The organism is Bradyrhizobium sp. MI1.7 (assembly GCF_055811795.1).
Genome location: NZ_JBVVPO010000004.1, coordinates 200,178 through 221,870, shown reverse-complemented (window position 1 = coordinate 221,870; position 21,693 = coordinate 200,178). Strand labels below are relative to the sequence as shown.

The following is a 21,693-nucleotide window of genomic DNA, read 5'->3' as shown; positions in this document are numbered from 1 at the left end:
TTGGCCACCCCTCGGACTATTGATTTGAACAGTTCCAATTTGCCAGACACATTGTTCCCTGAGTCCGATCGGTGGATTGGGCCAATCAGGGGACTTGCGATGGCAAACCTAACAATCAACGGAAAAACCTTCACGCTCGACGTCGAGCCGGATACGCCGCTGCTCTGGGCGATCCGTGAGAATGCCGGCCTGACCGGCACCAAATATGGCTGCGGCATTGCGCAATGCGGCGCCTGCACCGTTCACATGGACGGCGTCGCCATCCGTTCCTGCGGGATTTCGGTCAGCGAGGCCGAAGGCAAGAAGATCACCACGATCGAGGGGCTCGCATCCGGCGACACGCTGCACAAGGTGCAGGCAGCCTGGATCGCCAAGGACGTTCCGCAATGTGGCTATTGCCAGAGCGGCATGATCATGGCGGTGGCCGCACTCCTCGCCGAAAAGCCGAAGCCGACCGACGCCGACATCGACGAGGCCATCACCAATATCTGCCGCTGCGGCACCTTCCAGCAGGTGCGCGAAGCGATCCACACGATCGCCAGCGCCTGAGGAGCCGTCCCATGAACAAGCATGTTTCTCCCAAGATGAACCGTCGCGCCTTCGTCATCGGCACCGCCGCTGTCGGCACCGGCCTCGCGATCGGGCTCGATCTCCCCTTCGGTGGCCCCGCCGTGGTCCGCGCGGCCGACGGCGCGCCGGAAGTCAACGCCTGGGTCGTAGTCAGGCCCGATGACACCGTCGTGATCCGCATCGCCCGCTCCGAGATGGGCCAGGGCTCGCTCACCGGCCTCGCCCAGCTGGTCGCCGAGGAACTCGAATGCGACTGGTCGAAGGTCACGACCGAATATCCGACCCCCGGCCAGAGCGTCGCCCGCAAGCGCGTCTGGGGTGATTTCTCGACCGGCGGCAGCCGCGGCATCCGCTCGTCGCAGGACTATGTCCGCAAGGGCGGCGCCACCGCGCGCGTGATGCTGATCGAGGCCGCCGCGAACGAGTGGAAGGTGCCGGCCTCCGAATGCACCGTCGCCAAGGGCGTCATCACCCACAAGGCGTCGGGCAAGACGACAACTTACGGCAAGGTCGCCGAAGCCGCCGCCAAGCTGACGCCGCCGGCCGACGTCAAGCTCAAGGATCCCAAGGACTGGACCATCGCGGGCAAGGGCCTCTTGCGGCTCGACACCGCCGACAAGACCACCGGCACGATGATCTACGGCATCGACGTCAAGCTGCCGGGCATGCTGAACGCCGCAATCAAGGACTGCCCGGTGTTTGGCGGCAAGCTGAAGAGCTATGACGAAGCCAAGATCACCGGCATGAAAGGCGTCAAGAAGGTCGTCAAGGTCGGCGATACCGCGGTTGCGGTCGTTGCCGACACCTGGTGGCACGCCAAGACCGCGCTGGAAGCGCTGCCGATCGTCTGGGACGAGGGCGAGAATGCCAAGGTCTCCAGCGAGTCGATCGCGAAGTGGCTGGCTGAGGGCCTCGACGACGCGCAGCCGGCCTATGTCGGCAACAAGAACGGCGACGTCAAAGCCGCGATTGCCGGCGCAGCGAAGAAAGTCGAAGCCGTCTACAACTACCCCTACCAGAACCACGCCACCATGGAGCCGATGAACGCCACCGCGCTCTACACGGCCGACAAATGCGAGGTCTGGTGCGGCACGCAGAACGGCGAAGCCGTCTTCGCGGCGGTGCTGGAGGCCTCCGGCCTGCCAGCGGAGAAGTGCGACGTGTACAAGGTGATGCCCGGCGGCGGCTTCGGCCGGCGCGGCCAGACCGACTACGTCCGCCAGGCGGTCATGATCGCCAAGCAGATGCCGGGCACGCCGATCAAGCTGTTGTGGTCGCGCGAAGAGGACATGGCGCACGGCAGGTATCACCCGATCACCCAGTGCAAGATGACCGGCGCGTTCGACGCCAACAACAATCTGGTGGCGCTGCACTACCGCCTGTCCGGGCAGTCGATCCTGTTCTCGCTGCGCCCCGAAGCGCTGCAGAACGGCATGGATCCGGCCGCATTCCAGGGCGTCGCCCAGTCCGGCGAAGCCGCGTTCGGCTATTCGGTGCCGAACCTCCTGATCGAGCATGCGATGCGCAACCCGCACGTTCCGCCCGGCTTCTGGCGCGGCGTGAACGTCAATCACAACGCGATCTACATGGAATGCTTCATGGACGAGCTGGCCCAGGCCGCAGGTCAGGACCCGCTCGAATTCCGCCGCAAGCTGATGGGCAACCATCCCAAGCATCTGGCGGTGCTCAATGCCGTGGCCGAGAAGATCGGCTGGGACAAGCCGGCGCCGCAGGGCGTCTATCGCGGCATCGCGCAGGTCATGGGCTATGGCAGCTATGTTGCCGGCGCCGCCGAAATCTCGGTGACCGACGGCAACAAGATCAAGGTGCATCGCATCGTCGCCTCCACCGATCCCGGCTACGTCGTCAATCCGGCGCAGGTGGAGCGGCAGATCGCCGGCTCCTTCGTCTATGGCCTGTCCGCGTTGTTCTACGGCGGCTGCACCGTCAAGGACGGCAAGATCGAGCAAACCAACTTCGACACCTACAACTCGATGCGCATCAACGAGATGCCGAAGGTGGAATCGGTGATGGTGCCGAGCGGCGGGTTCTGGGGCGGCGTCGGCGAGCCGACCATCGGCGTCGCGGCGCCGGCGGTGCTCAACGCCTATTTCGCGGCGACGGGCAAGCGCATCCGCTCGGTGCCGCTGCGCGACCAGAACATCACCTTCGCCTGAGAAACGCCGCGGCGGCTGCAACGGCCGCCGCGGCATTTTTGCCTGGATGATCCTGATGACCACGCGCCCGGTGACACGGCGGAATGCCGTGCTCGGCATCACCGCGGCCGCCGCAACGCTGGCGCGGCCATCGGTCCCGCGTGCGCAGTCGGCAGCACGTATCGTCGTGGTCGGCGGCGGGTTCGGCGGCGCGGCCTGCGCCCGCGCGCTGAAACGCGCGCAGGAAAACCTGCAAATCATCCTGATCGAACCGAACGCGGTCTTCACCTCCTGCCCCTTCAGCAACGAGGTGATTGCGGGCCTGCGTGAGATCGACGCGCAGCAGTTCGACTATGACAAGCTCGCCGCCGAGGGCATCACCGTGATCGGCGAGGCCGTCACCACAATCGAGCCGCAGCGGCGCAGCGTCGTGACGACCGACGGCGTCGCGCTGCCCTATGACCGTCTCGTACTCTCCCCTGGCATCGACTTCCATTTCGAGGCCCTGCCCGGCTATGACGAAGCGGCATCCGAGAAAATGCCGCACGCCTGGAAGGCCGGCGCGCAGACGCTGCTGCTGCGCAGGCAACTGGAGGCGATGGCGGACGGCGGCACGGTCGCCATCGCCATCCCGGCCAACCCGTCGCGTTGCCCGCCGGCGCCCTACGAACGCGCCAGCCTGATTGCGCATTACCTGAAGACGAAGAAGCCGCGCTCGAAGGTGCTGGTCCTCGATGCCAAGGACAATTTTTCGCAGCAGCGGCTGTTCGAGAAGGCGTGGAAGGAGCTCTATGGCGACATGATCGAGCGTATCGCGCTGTCGCAGGGCGGTCGCGTCACCTCGGTCGATCCTTCGACAAGGACCATCATCACCGAGTTCGGCAACTACACGCCTGATGTCGCCAACGTCATCCCGCCGCAACGCGCCGGCCGCATCGCCGAGATCGCGGGCGCGGCGGATGCGACCGGCTGGTGCCCGATCGATCCCGTGACATTCGAGTCGAAGCTCGTCCCGAACATCCATGTCATCGGCGACGCCTGCCTCGGCGGCGGCATTCCCAAATCGGCGTCGGCCGCGAGCGCACAGGGCAAGGCCTGCGCCGCCGCCATCCTCAACCTGTTCGCGGGCCGCGCGCCGGAGACGCCGCGGCTGACCGGCGTCTGCTACAACACGGCCGCGCCCGGCTACGGCTTCTCGCTCGCCGGCAATTACCAGCCCAGGGGCGACATCTTTGCCGAGGTCGAGGGCGGCGCGACCAGCCCGGTCGATGCGCCGCGCGAGCTGCGCGCCCGCGAGGCCGCGGAGGCAGAACGCTGGTTTCAAACCATCACGGCGGACACCTTTGGCTAGAGCATTCCTTCATATCGCAGCGCTGATCGCCGCCGGCGTTGCCCTGGCTTGCGGCGCAAGAGCCGACGAGCTCGTGCGCTACAAAATCATCGGTGACACCATCCCGGAGCCGCTCACGGGCTCACCAGCCGATCCCGCGCGTGGACGCGCGCTGGTGGTTGCGCGCACCACGACCTGCATCCTTTGCCATTCCGGTCCGTTCCCGGAGGCGCGGTTCCAGGGTGACCTCGCACCCGATCTCACCGGCACCGGAAACTGGTGGTCGGCGGGCCAGTTGCGGCTGCGGCTGGTCGATGCATCGCGCTACAACCCGCAGACCATCATGCCGTCCTATTATCGCAACGACGGGCTGGTCCGGGTCGGGCGCAATTTTGCCGGCAAGCCGATATTATCCGCCGCGGAGATCGAAGACATCGTGGCCTTTCTTGTAACGCTTCGGAACTAGCTTCATGCCAACCACGCGACGACAATTCCTGAGTATTGCAGGCGGCGCGACGGTCGCCGGGACGATCCCGATCGTCACGCTGCGACCGCTGGAAGCGACGCCCGCGATGCTCAGCACCGCCATCCGCAACGTCGTCGGCGAAGCCCAGATTCGCACCGGCAAGGTCAAGCTCGACATTCCGCCTCTGGTCGAGAACGGCAACACGGTGCCGATGACGGTGAGCGTCGCAAGCCCGATGACCGCAAACGACTACGTCAAGAGCATCCACGTCTTCAACGAGAAGAACCCGCAGCCGAACATCGGCAATTTCTATCTCAATCCCTCCTCCGGCCGCGCCCAGGTCTCGACCCGGATCCGGCTCGCCGACACCCAGAAGGTGGTGGCAATCGCACGCATGTCCGATGACACGTTCTGGCAGGTCGCCGCCGACATCGTCGTGACGCTGGCCGCCTGTACCGAGGAGATGAACTGATGGCCGCGCTCATCAACGTCCCGGCAAAAGCCAAACGCGGCGATGTCATCGAGATCCGCACGCTGACCTCGCACATCATGGAGACCGGCTTCCGCCACACCGCGGACGGCGCGCTGGTGCCGCGCGACATCATCACGAGCTTTACGTGCCGCTACAATGGCACCGAAGTTTTCCGCGCCGACCTGTTTCCGGCGATCGCGGCCAACCCATACCTCTCCTTCTTCACGGTCGCGAAGGAGAGCGGCAAGTTCGAATTCGAATGGATCGGCGACAACGGCTATTCGTCGACCGCATCGGCCTCGATCACGGTCGAATGATCTTTTGGCGCGCGATAGCGGCGGCAACATTGTTGGCCGCGGCCCCTGCCCTGCTCGCCGGCGAGATTCCGCCGGACGCGCGCCGCTCCGGCTATTCGTTCATGGGGCCGGACACGCGCGCGATGCAGGATGACGACACGTCCAATCCGGGCATGCTTTTCGTGCTCGACGGCGAGGCGCTCTGGGCGAAGAAGGCCGGCAGCGCCGACAAGGCCTGTGCGGACTGCCACGGCGATGCAACGACCAGCATGAAGGGCGTCGCGGCGCGCTATCCGGCCTTCGACAAGGCGCTGGCGCGCCCCGTCACCCTCGACCAGCGCATCAACCTCTGCCGCGCCAATCATCAGCAGGCGCCGGCGCTGCCCTACGAGAGCCACGACCTCCTGGCGCTGTCCGCCTTTATCGCCCACCAGTCCCGCGGCGTCGCGATCTCGGCCGGCGATGATCCGGAGCTGAAGCCTTTCGTGGCGCAGGGCCGCGACCTCTTCATGCGGCGCGAGGGTCAGCTCAACCTCGCCTGCACCAACTGCCACGACGACAATTTCGACAAGCGTCTTGCGGGCGCGCCGATCACGCAAGGACAGCCGACCGGCTATCCGCTCTACCGCCTGGAGTGGCAGACGCTGGGGTCGATCGAGCGAAGGTTGCGCAGTTGCATGACCGGCGTACGCGCCCAGGCCTTTGATTACGGCGCGCCCGAGCTGGTCGCGCTTGAACTCTACCTGATGTCGCGGGCGCGCGGCCTGCCGATGGAGACGCCTGCCGTGCGTCCCTGAGTCCCCAGATTAGGACTAGGCAGGCGTGGCACGGCCGTTAGTATCCCTCCCAAAGAAAATGAATCAGAGGGAGGGATTTGACGTGGCCAACCATAACATCTCGCGCCGCACGCTGTTGACGGGGACCGCCGCGGCTGGCGCGCTCAGCCTGACCGGACTACCGGCACGCGCCGAGGTCAACTGGAAGAAATACGCCGGGACCAAGCTGGAGGTGATCCTCGCCAAGGGTCCGCGCGGCGACAACCTGCAAAAAAACATCAAGGAGTTCACCGAGCTCACCGGCATCCAGGTGGAATCCGAACAGATCCCCGAGCAGCAACAGCGCCAGAAAGTGGTGATCGAGCTGACCTCGGGCCGGCCGAGCTTCGACGTCGTCCATCTCAGCTATCACGTGCAGAAGCGGCAGTTCGAGAAGGGCGGCTGGCTGGCCGACATGACGCCCTTCATGAAGGATCCGACGCTGACGGCGCCCGATCTCGTCGAGAGCGATTTCTCGGCCGCCGGCCTGCAATACGCCAAGAACGACAAGGGCCAGATGCTGTCGCTGCCCTGGTCGGTCGATTACTTCATCCTCTACTACAACAAGGAGTTGTTCCAGAAGAAGGGCGTCGCCGTCCCCAAGACCCTCGACGAGATGGTCGCGGCCGCCGAAAAACTGACCGACACCAAGGAAGGCACCTACGGTTTCGTCGGACGGGGCCTGCGCAACGCCAACATGACGTTGTGGACCAACTTCTTCCTCGACTATGGCGGCGAATTCCTCGACGCCAAAGGCAACATCCTCACGGACGGCCCCGAGGCGGTCGCGGCGACAAAGCTCTATCAGACGCTGCTGACGAAGGTCGCCCCGCCAGGCGTCGCCGGCTTCAACTGGATGGAGTCGATGGCCTCGTTCACGCAAGGACGTTCGGCGATGTGGATCGACGGCGTCGGCTGGGCGCCGCCGCTGGAGGACCCCGCCGCCTCGCGCGTCGTCGGCAAGGTCGGCTACACCGTCGTGCCGGCCGGACCGAAGGGGCAATATTCGGCCACCTATGGCGACGGCATCGGCATTGCCGCGGCGAGCAAAAACAAGGAAGCCGCCTATCTGCTCTGCCAGTGGGCGGTCTCGAAGCAGCAGGGCGCACGGCTGTTGCAGGCCGGCGGCGGCGTGCCGTTCCGCAACTCGATCCTCGGCGATCCCGAGGTCCAGAACGGCGTGAAGATGCCCAAGGAGTGGCTGCAGTCGGTGATCGATTCCGCCAAGATCAGCAAGCTCGGCCTTCCCGTCGTGATCCCGGTCGCCGAATTCCGCGATCTCGTCGGCGCGGCCCTCACCTCGACACTATCGGGCGCCGATCCCGCGACCGAGTTGAAGAAGGCTCACGATCAGTACCGGCCGATCCTGGAGCGCAGCGAAAAAGCGTGAGTGCGTTGACACAATCGACTCCGGCCGCGGCACAGTCTGATGCCGCGCCGGAGAAGGCGTTGCGGCCGCCGTCCTACTGGCCGTTCGTGGTGCCGGCGCTGGTCGTCGTGCTCGCGATCATCATCTTCCCGTGGGTCTTCACCATCTGGATGAGCCTGAACGAGTGGAAGGTCGGCTCACCGACCACCTTCGTCGGGTTTTCCAACTATCTGCGGCTGACGAGCGATCCCCGCTTCATCGAGGCGGTGGGCCACACCATGGTCTACACTTTGCTATCGGTGCTGCTGCCGCTGATTCTCGGCACGTTCGCGGCCGTCGTGTTTCACCAGAAATTCGTCGGCCGCGGCTTTCTGCGCGGTATTTTCATCATGCCGATGATGGCGACCCCCGTCGCGATCGCGCTGGTCTGGACCATGATGTTCCACCCGCAGCTCGGCGTGCTGAACTACCTCTTGTCGCTGGTCGGGATCCCCGCACAGCTCTGGGTCTTCCACCCCGCGACCGTCATTCCCTCGCTCGTGCTGGTCGAGACTTGGCAATGGACGCCGCTGGTCATGCTGATCGTGCTCGGCGGCCTCGCCGCCATCCCGACCGAGCCTTATGAAAGCGCGCAGATCGACGGCGCCAGCTTCTGGCAGGTGTTCCGCTTCATCACCCTGCCGCTGATCATGCCGTTCCTGTTCATCGCCGGCATGATCCGCATGATCGACGCCGTGAAGAGTTTCGACATCATCTTCGCGATCACGCAGGGCGGACCGGGCTCGGCGTCGGAGACGATCAACATCTATCTCTACAGCGTAGCCTTCACCTATTACGACCTCGGCTACGGCTCGGCGATCGCGGTGGTGTTCTTCCTCCTCATCGTCGCCCTCGCGGCCGTGATGCTCTATGCCCGCCAGCGCATGCTGTGGACCGAAATCGCGAGCGGCGCATGAGCTCAAGTCAAGTCAACCCAAGTCGAATCAACCTACGTCAGGTCATTGGCAGGATCGGTCTGTGGCTCTCGGTGTTCGTCATCGTGTCGCCGGCGATCCTGTTCTTCCTCTGGATGGCGTCGCTGTCGCTCAAGTTCGAGGTCGACAATGCCGCCTACCCGCCGGTGTTCATCCCCGATCGCATCGCCTGGAAGAACTACGCCGACGTGCTCGCTTCCAACCGCTTCCTGACCTATTTCGTCAACAGCCTGATCGTCACCGGCGGCGCGACCACGCTGGCCCTGCTCGTCGGCGTTCCCGCCGGCTACGGCATCGCGCGCATGGCCGCGCACAAATCCGCGATCGTGATCCTGATCGCGCGCATCACGCCCGGCCTGTCCTATTTGATCCCGCTGTTCCTGCTGTTCCAGTGGCTGGGATTGCTCGGCACGCTGGTGCCGCAGATCATCATCCATCTCGTCGTGACGGTGCCGATCGTGATCTGGATCATGATCGGTTACTTTGAGACGACACCGATGGAACTGGAGGAAGCCGCCCTGATCGACGGCGCCACGCGGTGGCAGGTCTTTCGACACGTCGCCCTGCCGATCGCCAAGCCCGGGATCGCGGTCGCCTTCATCCTCGCCGTGATCTTCTCCTGGAACAATTTTGTGTTCGGCATCGTGCTGGCCGGACGCGAGACGCGCACCCTGCCCGTCGCCGTCTACAACATGATCTCGTTCGACCAGTTGAGCTGGGGTCCGCTGGCCGCGGCCGCGCTGATCGTCACTCTCCCGGTGCTGCTGCTCACAGTGTTCGCCCAGCGACAGATCGTGGCGGGGCTCACGGCGGGGGCGGTCAAGGGCGGGTAGCTGCGCCAATCTCAATCCTCTGGGGAGCGCACTCTTGCGCGCTTCCCGCGCCACGAGCACGCGCTCTACTTGGAGTTGACGCAAGGTTTTCGCGTGTATATGCTACATACCGTAGCACTACGATGCGCGATGGAAGTCGCGCCTGCGTACGAGACGCCACATGTCAGCTCGCCCTCTGATTCCGCGCCGAAAACTGTTTGGCAATCCGACCTACGTCGGCACCAAGTTGTCACCAGATGGGCAATGGCTGTCCTGGCTCGCCCCTGTCGATGACGTTCTGAACGTCTGGGTTTCTCCGGTCGACAGCATTGCGGCGGGCCAGCCCGTAACACGCACCACGGGCCGACCAATCAACTGGCAGAGTTGGAGCCCGGACGGCCGCTACATCATGTTTCTCAACGACGAGAACGGCGATGAGAATCTGCGCCTGTTCGTCGTCGATCCCCGCAGTTCAGAGCTCCGGGATCTCACGCCCTTTGCCAATGTCCGAGCGATGCCGACGCACTGGTCGCACATGGTTCCTGACAAGATTGCAGTCAGCCTCAACGATCGCGACCCGCGCTGGCACGATGTCTACGTGCTCGACCTCGCAACCGGCGAACGCAGCCTGGTTTGGGAAAATCGCCAGGAGTTCCATTACGTCGGGCTCGACTGGCAGTTGAAGCCGCGCTACGCGCACAGCAACGCGCCTGACGGAGGCACACGGCTCTGGCGTATTGACGACGGCGAGGTCACGCATTGGCGCGATACCTCATACGAGGCCTACATCAGCACCCGGCCCTGGAATTTCGACGCGGAGGGCAACTACCTCCATATGACTTCGAGCGTCACGCACGACAAGTCGGCCCTGCTAAGCATCAACTGGTCGACGGGTGACGAACGTGTCTTGTTCGCAAGCGACCGCGCCGATGTGACGGGAGCCATATTCAACACCCGGACACTCGAACCCGAAGCGGTCTGCATCGATCCCGGTCGGCAGGAATGGACGGCTTTCACGCCTGCGATTGCGGCCGAGCTTGATCTGATCAAGGCGCGACTACGCGACCACGCGTTTTATGTTGAGAGCCAAACCGACGATGGCCGCCGATGGATCGTGGCGAGCCACGCGCCGGATCAACCCATCACATATCATCTCCTTGACCGCGACAAGCAGACCATCACCGAGCTGTTTTCGGCGCGCCCCGAGCTGAAGCCCTACCGCCTCGCTTCGATGCAGGAAGTGCAGGGCAAATCGCGCGACGGCCTGCCCCTCGTCTCGTACCTCACGCTGCCCGCCGACATCGATGGTGATCGCCCGCCTCGGCCGCTGCCGATGGTCCTCATCGTCCACGGCGGTCCGTGGGGACGGGATATCTACGGCTATCGCAGGGATCACCAATGGCTGGCCGATCGCGGCTACGCCGTGCTTTCGGTCAATTATCGGGGATCGACGGGCTTCGGCAAGGCGTTTGTCGCGGCGAGCGAGAAGGAGCATGCGCGAAAGATGCACGACGATCTCATCGACATGGTCGATTGGGCGATCGCCGAAGGCATCGCGCAAAAGGACAAAGTCGCGATTTTCGGCCTGTCCTACGGCGGCCTGGCCTCGTTCGTCGGCGCAACCTTCACGCCGGACGTCTTCTGCTGTTCCGTGCCGGTCGTCGGCATCTCCAACCTGCAAACCCTGCTGGAGTCGATGCCACCCTATTGGGCCGGCTTTGCGGAATTCATGTATCGCAGCTACGGCGATCCCCGCACCGAGGAAGGCCGTAAGCTGCTCGCCGAACGTTCACCGATCAACAAGGTCGACAACATCAAGAAGCCCATGCTGATCTTTCATGGCGCCAACGACGTTCGCTGCAAGATCGCGGAAAGCGACACCATCGCAGCGGCTATGCAGGCGAAAGGCATTCCCGTGACCTACATCGTCTATCCCGATGAGGGGCACGGATTCCAGAGGCCGCCGAACCAGCTCTCCTATCTCGCAATTGCCGAGGCGTTCTTTGCACGGCATCTGGGTGGCGCCTGCGAGCCCGTTGGCGAGGATTTCCGGGGATCCAGTCACGAGGTTCGTGCCGGGGCCGATATCCTGTCCGATCTGGGCGTCGCCTAAAAAAACGCCGCCGGGCGACATGGTGTCACCCGGCGGCGATCAATACTGGCCGATGCCTACTCCGCCGGCGCGGCGTGCATCTCCGGATGGGCGGCGTAGCGCTCGGTGGCGCCGAGCTTGCTGGCGGAAAACAGTCCCGCCGCCATCACCGCGTAGGCGAACGCCACCGCGGGCGTGACGCCGAAGCCGCCGCCAATACCCACGGCCTCGCCATGCATGAAGCCGAAGTAAGTGAGCACGGCACCGACCAGCGCGAAGGCCGAGGCCTTCTCGAAGTCGCGCTCGATGATGAAGACACCGATCGCACCCAGGATGAGGCCGCCGAGGATGGAGCCGCCGCCCATCACCTCTAAGCCGTGATAGAACACGCCCTGCTGTGGCAATGCTGCGATCGCCGCGGCCTTGACCGCGTCGGCCTTGTCGGCGGCGAGACCGCCGACAGTGGTCGCCGCCATCATGGTCGAGCCGAGCATCGTGTCGATCTGGAGCTTGGCCCAGGCAGCAAGATGCGGCGTCAGCGCCAGCACGATCGCGGGCGCGTGCTTGACCGGTGTGGTCTGGAACGCCTGCGCGCCGATCAGCATGCCGATATAGAGCAGGATCGGCGAGATCGCGACGACGGGCACCAGTGCCAGCAGCACCGAGATGATGCCGAACCAGGCCAGCACCACCACCATGATGCCGGTCGCAGCCGAATAGCCGATGCGGCCGCCCATCGCCTTCCAGCCGGGATGACCGATATAGACGGCGTTGATGAAGGGGTTGCCCATCAGGCAGCCGATCAGGCTGACGACGCCGTCGGCGGTCAGCACCCGCGTGGTGGGATATTCGTCGCCGGCCGCTTCCGCGCTCTCGACATTGTCCATGGCCTCGACGAGGTCGTAGATGCCGAAGGGAATGGCGGTAACCAGGATGACGCCTAGGAATTCGAAGCCGGAGAAGACATAGCCTACCGCCGGAATCGGCACCGAGAAGCCGAAGTTCGCGAAAGCGTCGCCGACGCCCTTGACGCTCAGCCCACCGAGACCGAGGCCGAACAGGTTCGAGCCCCAGGCGATGACCATGCCGACCGCGATCGCGACGAGGCCTGCGGGAATGCCGCGCCAATATTTCACGCCGCCGAACCAGCTCACCAAGATGATGGCGAAGCAGACCAGGCCGATTTGCGGCGTCATGTACATCTCTAACGCCGGACGCATCGAGATGAAGGTGACGGAGACGCCGGCGAGCGTGCCGAGCAGCGCCGCGCGCGGCGTGATCTTGCGGATGAACGGTGCGATGAAGCCGCCGATCATCAGGATAAAGCTCTGGAAGAACACCCAGACGAGGCCGGCCGACCAGCCCTTGAGCGGATCACCGGTCTTGATCGTGATCGGCAGCATGATCACGAAGGTGACGATGAACATGTGCGGTACGCTGACGCCCGAGGGCAGTGCGCAGACGTCGTTACGGCCCGTCTTCTGCGCCAGCCGATAGGCGAGATACGCGTAGTAGAAGGTGGAGAGACACATCATCAGCCCGAGCGCGGGCAGGATGCGGCCGAACACGAGACTATCAGGCATCTTCAGGACGAAGCGCAGCAGGCCCGTGAGCACCAGCATGTTGACGAGGATGTTGGTGCCGAAGCCGAAGAACGCGTTCCAGTCGCCCGATGTCCATAGTGCCGGCTTGAACTCGGACTTGCTCAGATCAGATTTACCGGCCGTCCCCGTCAATGTGCTCATGACATTACCCCTGTGTGGTCGAAGTCTTCATTGCCTCCAGTACTGCGGCTGAGTCCGCGACCCAGCCGAAGATGCCGCCCTGGGCCTTGATCATCTTCAGGCCCATCTCGTGAAATTGCGGGAAGTAGGATGCGCAGCCGTCCGAGATGACGACACAGCGATAGCCGCGGTCATTGGCCTCGCGCACGGTGGTGTTGACGCACACTTCCGTTGTGACGCCGCAGACGAGCAAGTTCTCGATGCCGTATTTCTCCAGCACGTCCGTGAGCTCGGTGGCGTAGAAGGCACCCTTGCCGGGCTTGTCGATCACGACTTCGCTGTCGAGCGGATAAAGCTCGGGAATGATGTCGTGGCCGGCCTCGCCGCGAATGAGAATGCGCCCCATCGGGCCGGGATCGCCGATGCGCAAGGACGGCGCGCCGCGCTCGACTTTTGCGGGCGGCGCGTCGGACAGATCAGGTAAATGCCCCTCGCGCGTGTGGATCACCAGCATGCCGGTGTCACGCGCCGCCTTCAGCACCGCGCCGATCGGCTTCACCGCGCGCGCGAGCTGGCTGACATCGTTGCCAAGCGTCTCGCCGAAGCCGCCCGGCTCCATGAAATCCCGCTGCATGTCGATGATGAGAAGTGCGGTGGCAGGCCAGTCGAGCCTGATCGGCTCGGGCTCGGCGCTGATGACGCCCAGTGTCGGCTTGGTTGAGTTCAACATAACTCAAGGCCCCCGCGAGAACTCTCTTTGCCAGGAGTTCTGCAAACGCCGTGCCATTGTGTACAATAGCGGTGGGGCACAGGCCGCGAGAGAATTTGCTGCGCACTCAGAAGGTTACGTCAGCGGCTGACGGCTGCTTATTCCCTGTGCGACGGCTTTGCGACGTGCAGTTGCTTAAAGGATGAGCGGGCAGCGACGGACTCGCTCGCCGTCATTCCGTGGCGACGCGACAGCGTCGAGCCCGGAATCCATCGGGCCGCAGTACGCGAGGAAAGTGGATTCCGGGTTCGCGCTGCGCGCGCCCCGGAATGACGGCGGAGGCCGTAGCGCTACCGCCCCGTGCCGTACAGCTGCCGATACTCCATCTCATACGGCGCATACGAATCCTTCAGCGTCGCCATGTTGAGCAGCATGGTGGCCACCACCGCGCCCGTCTTGCCGAACACGCGCGTTTTAATCCAGGCACTCTCGGTGCGGCGGCTGCCGGAGAGCGCGACAACCTCACGCTCGATTTCGTACTCCTCATCGACGAAGAGCGGCCCCTTGATCAGCCTGATCTCCTGATCCGCGAACAGGCCGACCGCCGGCCCCTTCGCCGGCAGCGGATCGTCCTTGGAACGGTACTGGAAGAGTACGCTCAACATCTCCATCGGGATGATGGCCTTCCCCCACGGATTGTCGGCGCCTGAATAATATGGCGAGTTCTCGGTGATGACGGCGAGCTTCTGCCGGAGAGAGAACGGATAGAGGTCGCCCATGTTCTGGTCCAACGCCATCCGCACCGTCTGCCGTTTGCTGGTCTGCGCCACCTTCACATCGCGCAGGATCACGGGATCGGCGAGCGGCTTGAGCTCGGTGAGGCGCGCCTCGAGCGCGGTCGCCGCATGAGGTTCGCCGACCGAGGCCGTGCCGCGCAGCACCTCGGTGCCGTCGCGCTTGACCATCTGGATCTGGCACTGGCTCGTGCCGGGCAGCGGCTTCGACAGCATCGCCTGCACCTCCTCACCTTCGAAGCAGGCGTTGCGGTAATGCGCGGACAGGCAACCGCTCTCGAACCAGGCCTGCCCCCACAGCCGCGCGCCGAGCGGGGCGAACTGGCTGAAATGTGTCGGGCCTTCGATGGTGCCGCCCTTGAAGCCGAGCTTTTGCGCGGTGGCATCGTCGTGGATCGAGGCGTGCGCGTCGTAGACTTGCGCGTGAAGCATCTGGCGCGGCTGGCGCCACGGGCCAATCAGCGCCTCGGCCGTCTCTGTAATCTCGGTGTCGAATGCGTTTGCAGCCATGGTGTCCTCCACAGGCAGCCATGACTAGCAGGAGCGCCACGGATGCGGCTAGCCGTATTGACTTCGCCGGCCCATGCTCTTGACTGTCGCAATTCGCGTCGCGCCGCCGCTATCCCTCCCGCAGCGCAACCCCCCACGCCGAACGAGAGACGAGGACTCCTGAAATGACGCTGATGCAGGTCGAGCTGGACGACAAATACCGGCTCGAATCGAAGCGGATCTTCCTGTCCGGCACGCAGGCGCTGGTTCGGCTGCCCATGTTGCAGCGCGAACGCGACCGGCTTCAGGGCCTCAACACCGGCGGTTTCATCTCGGGCTATCGTGGTTCCCCGCTCGGCATGTACGACCACGCGCTGTGGCGCGCGAAGTCGCACCTCCAGCAGCACGACATCGCCTTCGTCCCCGGCCTGAACGAGGACCTGGCTGCGACCGCCGTCTGGGGCAGCCAGCAGGTCGGCCTGTTTCCCGGCGCCAAGGTCGATGGCGTGTTCGGCATCTGGTACGGCAAGGGCCCCGGCGTCGACCGCTCGGTCGATGCGCTCAAACATGCCAATGCGGCCGGCACCTCGCTCAATGGCGGCGTGCTGGCACTCGCCGGCGACGACCACGGCTGCCAGTCCTCGACGCTGGCGCATCAGAGCGAGCAGGTGTTCGCGGCGGCGCTGATCCCCGTGATCAATCCGGCAACGCTCCAGGATTATCTCGACCTCGGCCTCTACGGCTTTGCGCTGTCGCGCTTCTCCGGCTGCTGGGTCGGCTTCAAGGCGATCAGCGAGACCGTGGAAAGCTCGGCCTCGATTGACAGCGATCCCGAGCGCATCAAGATCGTGCTGCCCGATGATTTCGAGATGCCGCCCGGCGGCCTCAACATCCGCTGGCCCGATCCGCCGCTGGACGCCGAGAGGCGCCTGTTCGGCCCGAAGATGGCCGCCGTGCAGGCCTTTGCCCGCGCCAACCAGCTCGACCGCATCGTGCTCGATTCCAAGCCGGCACGGCTCGGCATTCTCGCGACCGGCAAGGCCTATCTCGATCTGCGCCAGGCGCTGGCCGATTTGGGCATCACCGACAAGGAGGCGCAGGACCTCGGCCTGCGCATCTACAAGGTCGCACTGACCTGGCCGCTGGAGGAAAGCGGCGCCAAGCGTTTCGCCGAAGGTCTTCAGGACGTGCTGGTGGTCGAGGAGAAGCGCGGCTTCATCGAAGACCAGCTGATGCGCATCCTCTACAATATCGATGCCTCCAGGCGGCCGACGGTCACCGGAAAACGCGACGAGCGCGGCGCGCCGCTGCTGCCGAGCGAGGGCGAGCTGACGCCGACCATCGTCGCGGGCGCGCTGGTGGCACGCTTGCGCAAGCTCGGGCATCACAGCCCGGTGCTGGAGCAACGCCTCGCCCGGCTCGAGGCCTTCGACAGTCCCGTCACATCAAGCACGCAGATCAAGCTCGCGCGCACACCGTTCTTCTGCTCGGGCTGCCCGCACAACTCCTCGACGCGCGTGCCCGAGGGAAGCCGCGCCATGGCCGGCATCGGCTGCCACGGCATGGCCTTGAGCATGCCGACCCGCCGTACCGATCTGATCTCGCATATGGGCGCCGAGGGCGTGAACTGGATCGGCCAGTCGCCCTTCACCACCGAGAAGCACATCTTCCAAAACCTCGGTGACGGCACCTACACCCATTCTGGCCTACTTGCGCTGCGCGCGGCTTCCGCCGCCGGCATCAACATCACCTACAAGATCCTCTACAACGACGCGGTCGCGATGACCGGCGGCCAGCCCGCCGAAGGCGCCTTCAACGTCGCGCAGATCGCGCATCAGGTCTGGGCCGAGGGCGTCAAGCGACTTGCGATCGTATCGGACGATCCGACGAAGTATCCGGAAGGCAACTACTTCCCGCAGCGCGCGACCATCCATCACCGCCGCGAGCTCGACGCCGTCCAGCGCGAGCTGCGTGACATCAAGGGCCTCACGGTCGTGATCTACGACCAGACCTGCGCAGCCGAAAAGCGCCGCCGCCGCAAGCGCGGGCTCTATCCCGATCCCGCAAAGCGTGCCTTCATCAACGAGCTGGTCTGCGAAGGCTGCGGCGACTGCTCGCAGGCCTCCAACTGCGTCTCGGTGCAGCCGCTGGAGACGGAGTTCGGCCGCAAGCGCCAGATCGACCAGTCGAACTGCAACAAGGACTTTTCCTGCGTCGAGGGTTTCTGCCCGAGCTTTGTCACCGTGCACGGCGGCAGCCTGAAGCGGATGAAGACGTCGGCGGTCGATTCCGGACAGTTGTTCGCCGACCTGCCGCTGCCTCCTGCCCGCGAGCTCGAGGCGCCGTACAACATCCTCGTCACCGGCATCGGTGGCACCGGCGTCATCACCATCGGCGCGCTGCTCGGCATGGCCGCCCATGTCGACGGCCGCGGCTGCTCGGCGCTCGACTTCACCGGCCTGTCGCAGAAGAACGGCGCGGTGATGAGCCATGTCCGCATTGCACGGAGGCCGGAGGACATCTCCGCGGTCCGCATCACCACCGGCGGCGCCGACGTCATTCTCGGCTGCGACATGATCGTCTCGGCAGGTCCCTCCGCGCTGAGCCGTGCCGAACGCGGGGTGACGAAGGCGTTCATCAACGCCGACCTGCAGCCGACCGCGAGTTTCGTGCAGAATCCCGATCTCGACTTCGAGATGGGCACGATGCAGACCGTGCTGCGTGACGCCGTCGGCGACACGAACCTCGACATCATCGACGCGACAGGCATTGCCTCGGCCCTGATGGGCGACTCGATCGCGACAAATCCCTTCATGCTCGGCTTCGCCTTCCAGAAGGGCGCGATCCCGCTGTCGCTGGAGGCCCTGCTCCGCGCCATCGAGATCAACGGCGCGGCGATCGAGATGAACAAGCTGGCCTTCACCTGGGGACGGCTGGCCGCCCACGACATGTCGCGCGTGCGCAGCGTGCTGCAGTTCAAGAGCCGCGCTTCCGCGCCGACGAAGTCGCTCGACGACGTGATCGCGACCCGCGCGGAGTTTCTGACCGGCTATCAGGACAAGGCCTACGCCGACCGCTATCGCACGGCCGTCGCCAAGGTGCGCAAGGCAGAGAGCACAGTCTCGCCCGCGTCCACGGAGCTCACCGAGGCGGTCGCCAAAAACCTGTTCAAGCTGATGGCCTACAAGGACGAATACGAGGTTGCACGGCTCTACACCGACGGCAGCTTTGCCAAGAAGGTGTCGGAGAAGTTCGACGGCGACTTCACGCTGAAGTACCACCTCGCCCCGCCGATCTTCGCGCAGCGCGACAAGACCACCGGACACCTTCAGAAGAAGGAGTTCGGCGGCTGGATGATCCACGCCTTCCGCCTGCTCGCCAAGCTGAAGGTCCTGCGCGGCGGCGCGTTCGACCCGTTCGGCCGCACCGAGGAGCGCCGGACCGAACGGAAGCTGGTCGCGGATTATCTCGGCATGATCGACCAGCGGATGGCCGGGCTGAAGGCGGAGCAGATCCCGCTGCTGGCGCGGCTCGCCCGCGTGCCCGAGACGATCCGCGGCTTCGGGCACGTCAAGGAAGCCAATATCAAGCTGGCGGCGGCCGAGACAGCGCGGCTGGAGGCCGAACTGGAGAACAGCCGCTTTGCGGCGGCGGCGGAGTAGCGGGGGTGCTGTCGCCTCATTCTCGGTGTCATCGCCCGCGAAGGCGGGCGATCCAGTACTCCGAGGCGGTTGTGGTTGAATCGATAGGCCGCGGCGTACTGGATGCCCCGCCTTCGCGGGGCATGACGGTGGAGGTAGTGGCTAGACCGAAGCTGACACGCCGGCAGCCGTCTCACGCGCCGCACCACCCTCCGCCAGATGCCGCCCCGCGATATACCCGAACGTCAGCGCGGGCCCGAGCATGATCCCCGGCCCCGGATAATTCCCGTTCATGATCGACCCCATGTCGTTGCCGCAGGCGTAGAGACCTGCGATCGGGGCCCCGTCCTCGCGCAGCACGCGCGCCTGGGCATCCACCTTCATGCCGATGGCCGTGCCGAGATCGGCCGGATGGATGCGCATCGCGAAGAACGGCGCGCGGAGGATCGGCGCGACGCAGGGATTGGGCTTGTGCGTGGCATCGCCGAGGTGGCGCTGATAGATGGTGCTGCCGCGGCCGAATTCGGGATCGCGGCCCTGCTTCGCATCAACGTTGTAACCAGCGATCGTCGCCGTGAGCACGGACGGATTGACGCCGATCTTCGCCGCGAGCTGCGCGATGTCTGGAGCCTTGAGCAACTCGCCGCTCGCCAGATAGCGCCGGAGGTTGAGCGTAAACGGCTTGATGCGGCCGAGGCCATAGCTCCACAGGAACTGACGGTCGCAGACGAGATAAAACGGCCGGTCCGGCTCGCCATTGCCGTCGCGCAACATCGCCAGCACGAACTCATGGTGCGACTGCGCCTCGTTGACGAAGCGACGGCCGGCCGCGTTGATGGCGATCACGCCGGGCTTGGCGTGGTCGGTCACCGTATGCGGAAAAACGCCACGGCTGCCATCGTCGCGACGGAACAGCGAGGCCGGCACCCAATAGGCCGGACTCGTCGCCTCCGTGTTGAGCGCGGCACCGGCCGTGGCCGCAAGCCGGAGCCCGTCGCCAGTGCCAGCGGTGCTGGCCGCCGAGACGAAACCAGCCGCGGCCGGGAAGAAGCGTTTGCGCAACACAGCGTCGTGCGAAAAGCCGCCGGTCGCAACCACCACGCCGCGACGCGCTGAGATCAGGCGGTCGCGGGAGCCGTGGCGGATGACAACGCCGCCGACGTGATCGCCCTGCATCGACAAGTCCTCAACATCGGCGCAGAAGAGAATCTCGACCTGCCGCGCCAGCAGCGAGGCATAGAGCCGCGCCGCGAGCGCGTTGCCGAGATGCAGCGTCGTGCCGCGCCGATTGCGTAGCCGCTGCAACGCGTATTCCGAAACGAGCCGCGCCGCGCGCAGGGTCGAACGCAACGATTTTCCGGCCCGGCGCAGATGCGGGATGTCGAGGCGGTTGACCATCATCCCGCCGAACAGCGTGAGCTCCGGCAGCGGCGCGCGCAGCCGCGCGAAAGGCGCGCCGAGCCGGGTGCCGTCGAACGCGACCGGCTCCAGCACGCGCCCGCCTGATGTCGCGCCCAACCGCTCCGGATAACAGTCCGGACAGGCTTTCACCGGCTGGAGGCGCACTTCCGTGTTGGCTTCGAGATAGGCGACCGCCTCCGGCCCGCGCGCGAGGAAGGCTGCGCGCAGGCCGGCATTGGCAGGCTCCGGCACCGTGCTCGACAGATACCGGACCGCGTCCGTGATGCTGTCGGACAGCCCGACGTCCTTCATCTTGGGATTGGCGGGGATCCAGACCATGCCGTCGCTCCAGGCGGTGGTGCCGCCGACGAACGCCGTCTTCTCGATCACCAGCACGCGCAAGCCTTCAGCGGCGGCCACCGCCGCGGCCGTCATGCCACCGGCGCCAGCGCCGACGACAATGACATCGTAGGTCTCATGCGCCGGCATCATGCGGCAAGGGTCCGGGAAAGAGGCATGACGCCGTCATACCTCGCCCGGAGGCACCAACGCTAGCGCGCCGGCTTGCGCTCGATCGGGTCGATATCGATCGCCCGCAAGCGGCCGAGCCGCAGCACGTCCATGGCGAGCCGCCGGCCGATCCGGTCGCGGTCGAGCACGCGGATCAGATCGTCGACGCCGTTGATATCGACACCATCGAGCTTGATGACGACGTCGCCGGGCAACAGGCCCGCCTTCGCCGCCGGTCCATTCGGCTCGATCTGCATCAAGAGCGCGCCCATCTTGTTGTCGACGCCGGCCAGTACCGCGTGCCGCCGCGGGACCGGTGCAGTCTGCCCGGCGACGCCGATAAAGGCGCGGCGGACATAGCCGTGGCGGATGATCTCCGACAGCACGAACTGCGCGGTGTTGCTGGCGACCGCGAAGCATATGCCTTGCGCGCCATTGATGATGGCGGTGTTGATGCCGATCACCTCGGCATTCGACGACACCAGCGGCCCGCCGGAATTGCCGGGGTTGAGCGCAGCATCGGTCTGGATCACGTCCTCGATGGTGCGGCCGCTCACTGAGCGGATCGAGCGCCCCAGCGCCGAGACCACGCCGGCGGTCACGGTCGACTCGAAGCCGAGCGGATTGCCGATCGCGATCACGAGCTGGCCGCGCCGCAGGGTCTTGGAGTTGCCGAGCGCGGCATAGGGCAAGTCGCGCACACCATTGGCGCGCAGCAACGCAAGGTCGGTGTCGGGATCGACGCCGAGTACGCGGGCCTCACCGACGTTACCCTCGACGTCCCGCAGCCGGATCTCCCTGGAGGAACCGACCACGTGGCTATTGGTGAGCACGAGCCCGTCCGGCGAGATCACGATGCCGGAGCCGAGCCCGCCGCGCTCGCGGCCGTTCGGCACCTTTGGCCCGGTCTCGACGCGCACGACGGCGGGGCCGACACGGTCGGTCACGTCGATCACGGCATTGGAATAGGCGTCCAGCAGAGCCCGGTCGTCGACCGGGGCAGACGCTGTCGCTCGCGATGACGCGGCGTCATCGACGATGTCTGAGGTAAAATCCAGCATGGCAAGAGTCCT

At 65.1% G+C, this 21,693-nt stretch carries 17 protein-coding genes; 12 read left to right on the top strand and 5 right to left on the bottom strand.

Features of this window, described 5'->3' with window-relative positions; genetic code table 11:
- Positions 1-99: 99 nt before the first annotated feature.
- The 11 genes from AC0L3X_RS06970 (at position 100) to AC0L3X_RS06920 (ending at position 11,373) form a co-directional block, all read left to right on the top strand.
- Entirely contained in the window at positions 100-549 is a 450-nt protein-coding gene (locus tag AC0L3X_RS06970; protein WP_028156974.1) for a (2Fe-2S)-binding protein, read from the top strand.
- 11 nt (positions 550-560) lie between these two features.
- Positions 561-2,747 (top strand): xanthine dehydrogenase family protein molybdopterin-binding subunit, encoded by a 2,187-nt coding sequence (locus tag AC0L3X_RS06965; RefSeq protein ID WP_063984849.1) that lies wholly within the window; start codon positions 561-563, stop codon positions 2,745-2,747.
- A gap of 46 nt (positions 2,748-2,793) precedes the next feature.
- On the top strand, positions 2,794-4,077 hold the full coding sequence (locus AC0L3X_RS06960) for an NAD(P)/FAD-dependent oxidoreductase (protein ID WP_231144392.1): 1,284 nt from the start codon (positions 2,794-2,796) through the stop codon (positions 4,075-4,077).
- Positions 4,070-4,522, top strand: coding sequence for a sulfur oxidation c-type cytochrome SoxX (gene soxX, locus AC0L3X_RS06955; RefSeq protein WP_063984850.1), 453 nt, complete (start codon positions 4,070-4,072; stop codon positions 4,520-4,522). Before AC0L3X_RS06960 ends, soxX begins: the two co-directional genes overlap by 8 nt.
- 4 nt (positions 4,523-4,526) lie before the next feature.
- Positions 4,527-4,994 carry a SoxY-related AACIE arm protein gene (locus tag AC0L3X_RS06950; RefSeq protein ID WP_063984851.1) on the top strand — a complete coding sequence of 156 codons (468 nt, stop codon included), beginning with the start codon at positions 4,527-4,529 and terminating at the stop codon, positions 4,992-4,994.
- Positions 4,994-5,311 (top strand): thiosulfate oxidation carrier complex protein SoxZ, encoded by a 318-nt coding sequence (gene soxZ, locus AC0L3X_RS06945; protein WP_014497100.1) that lies wholly within the window; start codon positions 4,994-4,996, stop codon positions 5,309-5,311. Before AC0L3X_RS06950 ends, soxZ begins: the two co-directional genes overlap by 1 nt.
- Positions 5,308-6,087: a sulfur oxidation c-type cytochrome SoxA gene (gene soxA / locus AC0L3X_RS06940; RefSeq protein WP_063984852.1), complete on the top strand. Its 780-nt coding sequence runs from the start codon at positions 5,308-5,310 to the stop codon at positions 6,085-6,087. The genes soxZ and soxA overlap by 4 nt, the downstream gene beginning before the upstream one ends.
- Positions 6,088-6,145: 58 nt before the next feature.
- Complete coding sequence (locus tag AC0L3X_RS06935; RefSeq protein ID WP_063984853.1) at positions 6,146-7,495, top strand: ABC transporter substrate-binding protein; 1,350 nt, start codon at positions 6,146-6,148, stop codon at positions 7,493-7,495.
- Complete coding sequence (locus AC0L3X_RS06930) at positions 7,492-8,430, top strand: carbohydrate ABC transporter permease (RefSeq protein WP_063984854.1); 939 nt, start codon at positions 7,492-7,494, stop codon at positions 8,428-8,430. Before AC0L3X_RS06935 ends, AC0L3X_RS06930 begins: the two co-directional genes overlap by 4 nt.
- On the top strand, positions 8,427-9,281 hold the full coding sequence (locus tag AC0L3X_RS06925; protein ID WP_371496096.1) for a carbohydrate ABC transporter permease: 855 nt from the start codon (positions 8,427-8,429) through the stop codon (positions 9,279-9,281). The genes AC0L3X_RS06930 and AC0L3X_RS06925 overlap by 4 nt, the downstream gene beginning before the upstream one ends.
- A gap of 160 nt (positions 9,282-9,441) precedes the next feature.
- Positions 9,442-11,373 carry a S9 family peptidase gene (locus AC0L3X_RS06920; RefSeq protein WP_063984855.1) on the top strand — a complete coding sequence of 644 codons (1,932 nt, stop codon included), beginning with the start codon at positions 9,442-9,444 and terminating at the stop codon, positions 11,371-11,373.
- A gap of 56 nt (positions 11,374-11,429) precedes the next feature.
- Here AC0L3X_RS06920 and AC0L3X_RS06915 read toward each other — a convergent pair whose 3' ends face one another.
- From AC0L3X_RS06915 to AC0L3X_RS06905, 3 genes are all read right to left on the bottom strand, one after another.
- Positions 11,430-13,097 carry a hypothetical protein gene (locus tag AC0L3X_RS06915; RefSeq protein WP_063984856.1) on the bottom strand — a complete coding sequence of 556 codons (1,668 nt, stop codon included), beginning with the start codon at positions 13,095-13,097 and terminating at the stop codon, positions 11,430-11,432.
- 4 nt (positions 13,098-13,101) lie between these two features.
- The gene (locus tag AC0L3X_RS06910) at positions 13,102-13,806 is read right to left on the bottom strand and encodes a cysteine hydrolase family protein (RefSeq protein WP_063984857.1); all 705 of its coding nucleotides are present in this window, start codon (positions 13,804-13,806) and stop codon (positions 13,102-13,104) included.
- A gap of 329 nt (positions 13,807-14,135) precedes the next feature.
- Positions 14,136-15,089: a hypothetical protein gene (locus AC0L3X_RS06905; protein WP_063984858.1), complete on the bottom strand. Its 954-nt coding sequence runs from the start codon at positions 15,087-15,089 to the stop codon at positions 14,136-14,138.
- A 164-nt stretch (positions 15,090-15,253) separates the two neighbouring features.
- Here AC0L3X_RS06905 and AC0L3X_RS06900 point away from each other — a divergent pair, with 164 nt between their 5' ends.
- Positions 15,254-18,730: an indolepyruvate ferredoxin oxidoreductase family protein gene (locus AC0L3X_RS06900; RefSeq protein WP_231144390.1), complete on the top strand. Its 3,477-nt coding sequence runs from the start codon at positions 15,254-15,256 to the stop codon at positions 18,728-18,730.
- A gap of 141 nt (positions 18,731-18,871) precedes the next feature.
- Here the strand turns inward: AC0L3X_RS06900 and AC0L3X_RS06895 are convergent, their stop codons facing one another.
- Both AC0L3X_RS06895 and AC0L3X_RS06890 read right to left on the bottom strand, forming a co-directional pair.
- Complete coding sequence (locus AC0L3X_RS06895) at positions 18,872-20,602, bottom strand: FAD-dependent oxidoreductase (protein ID WP_063984860.1); 1,731 nt, start codon at positions 20,600-20,602, stop codon at positions 18,872-18,874.
- A gap of 59 nt (positions 20,603-20,661) precedes the next feature.
- A complete protein-coding gene (locus AC0L3X_RS06890) occupies positions 20,662-21,681 on the bottom strand; it encodes a S1C family serine protease (protein ID WP_283018522.1) in 1,020 nt (339 codons plus the stop codon).
- Positions 21,682-21,693 lie beyond the last annotated feature (12 nt).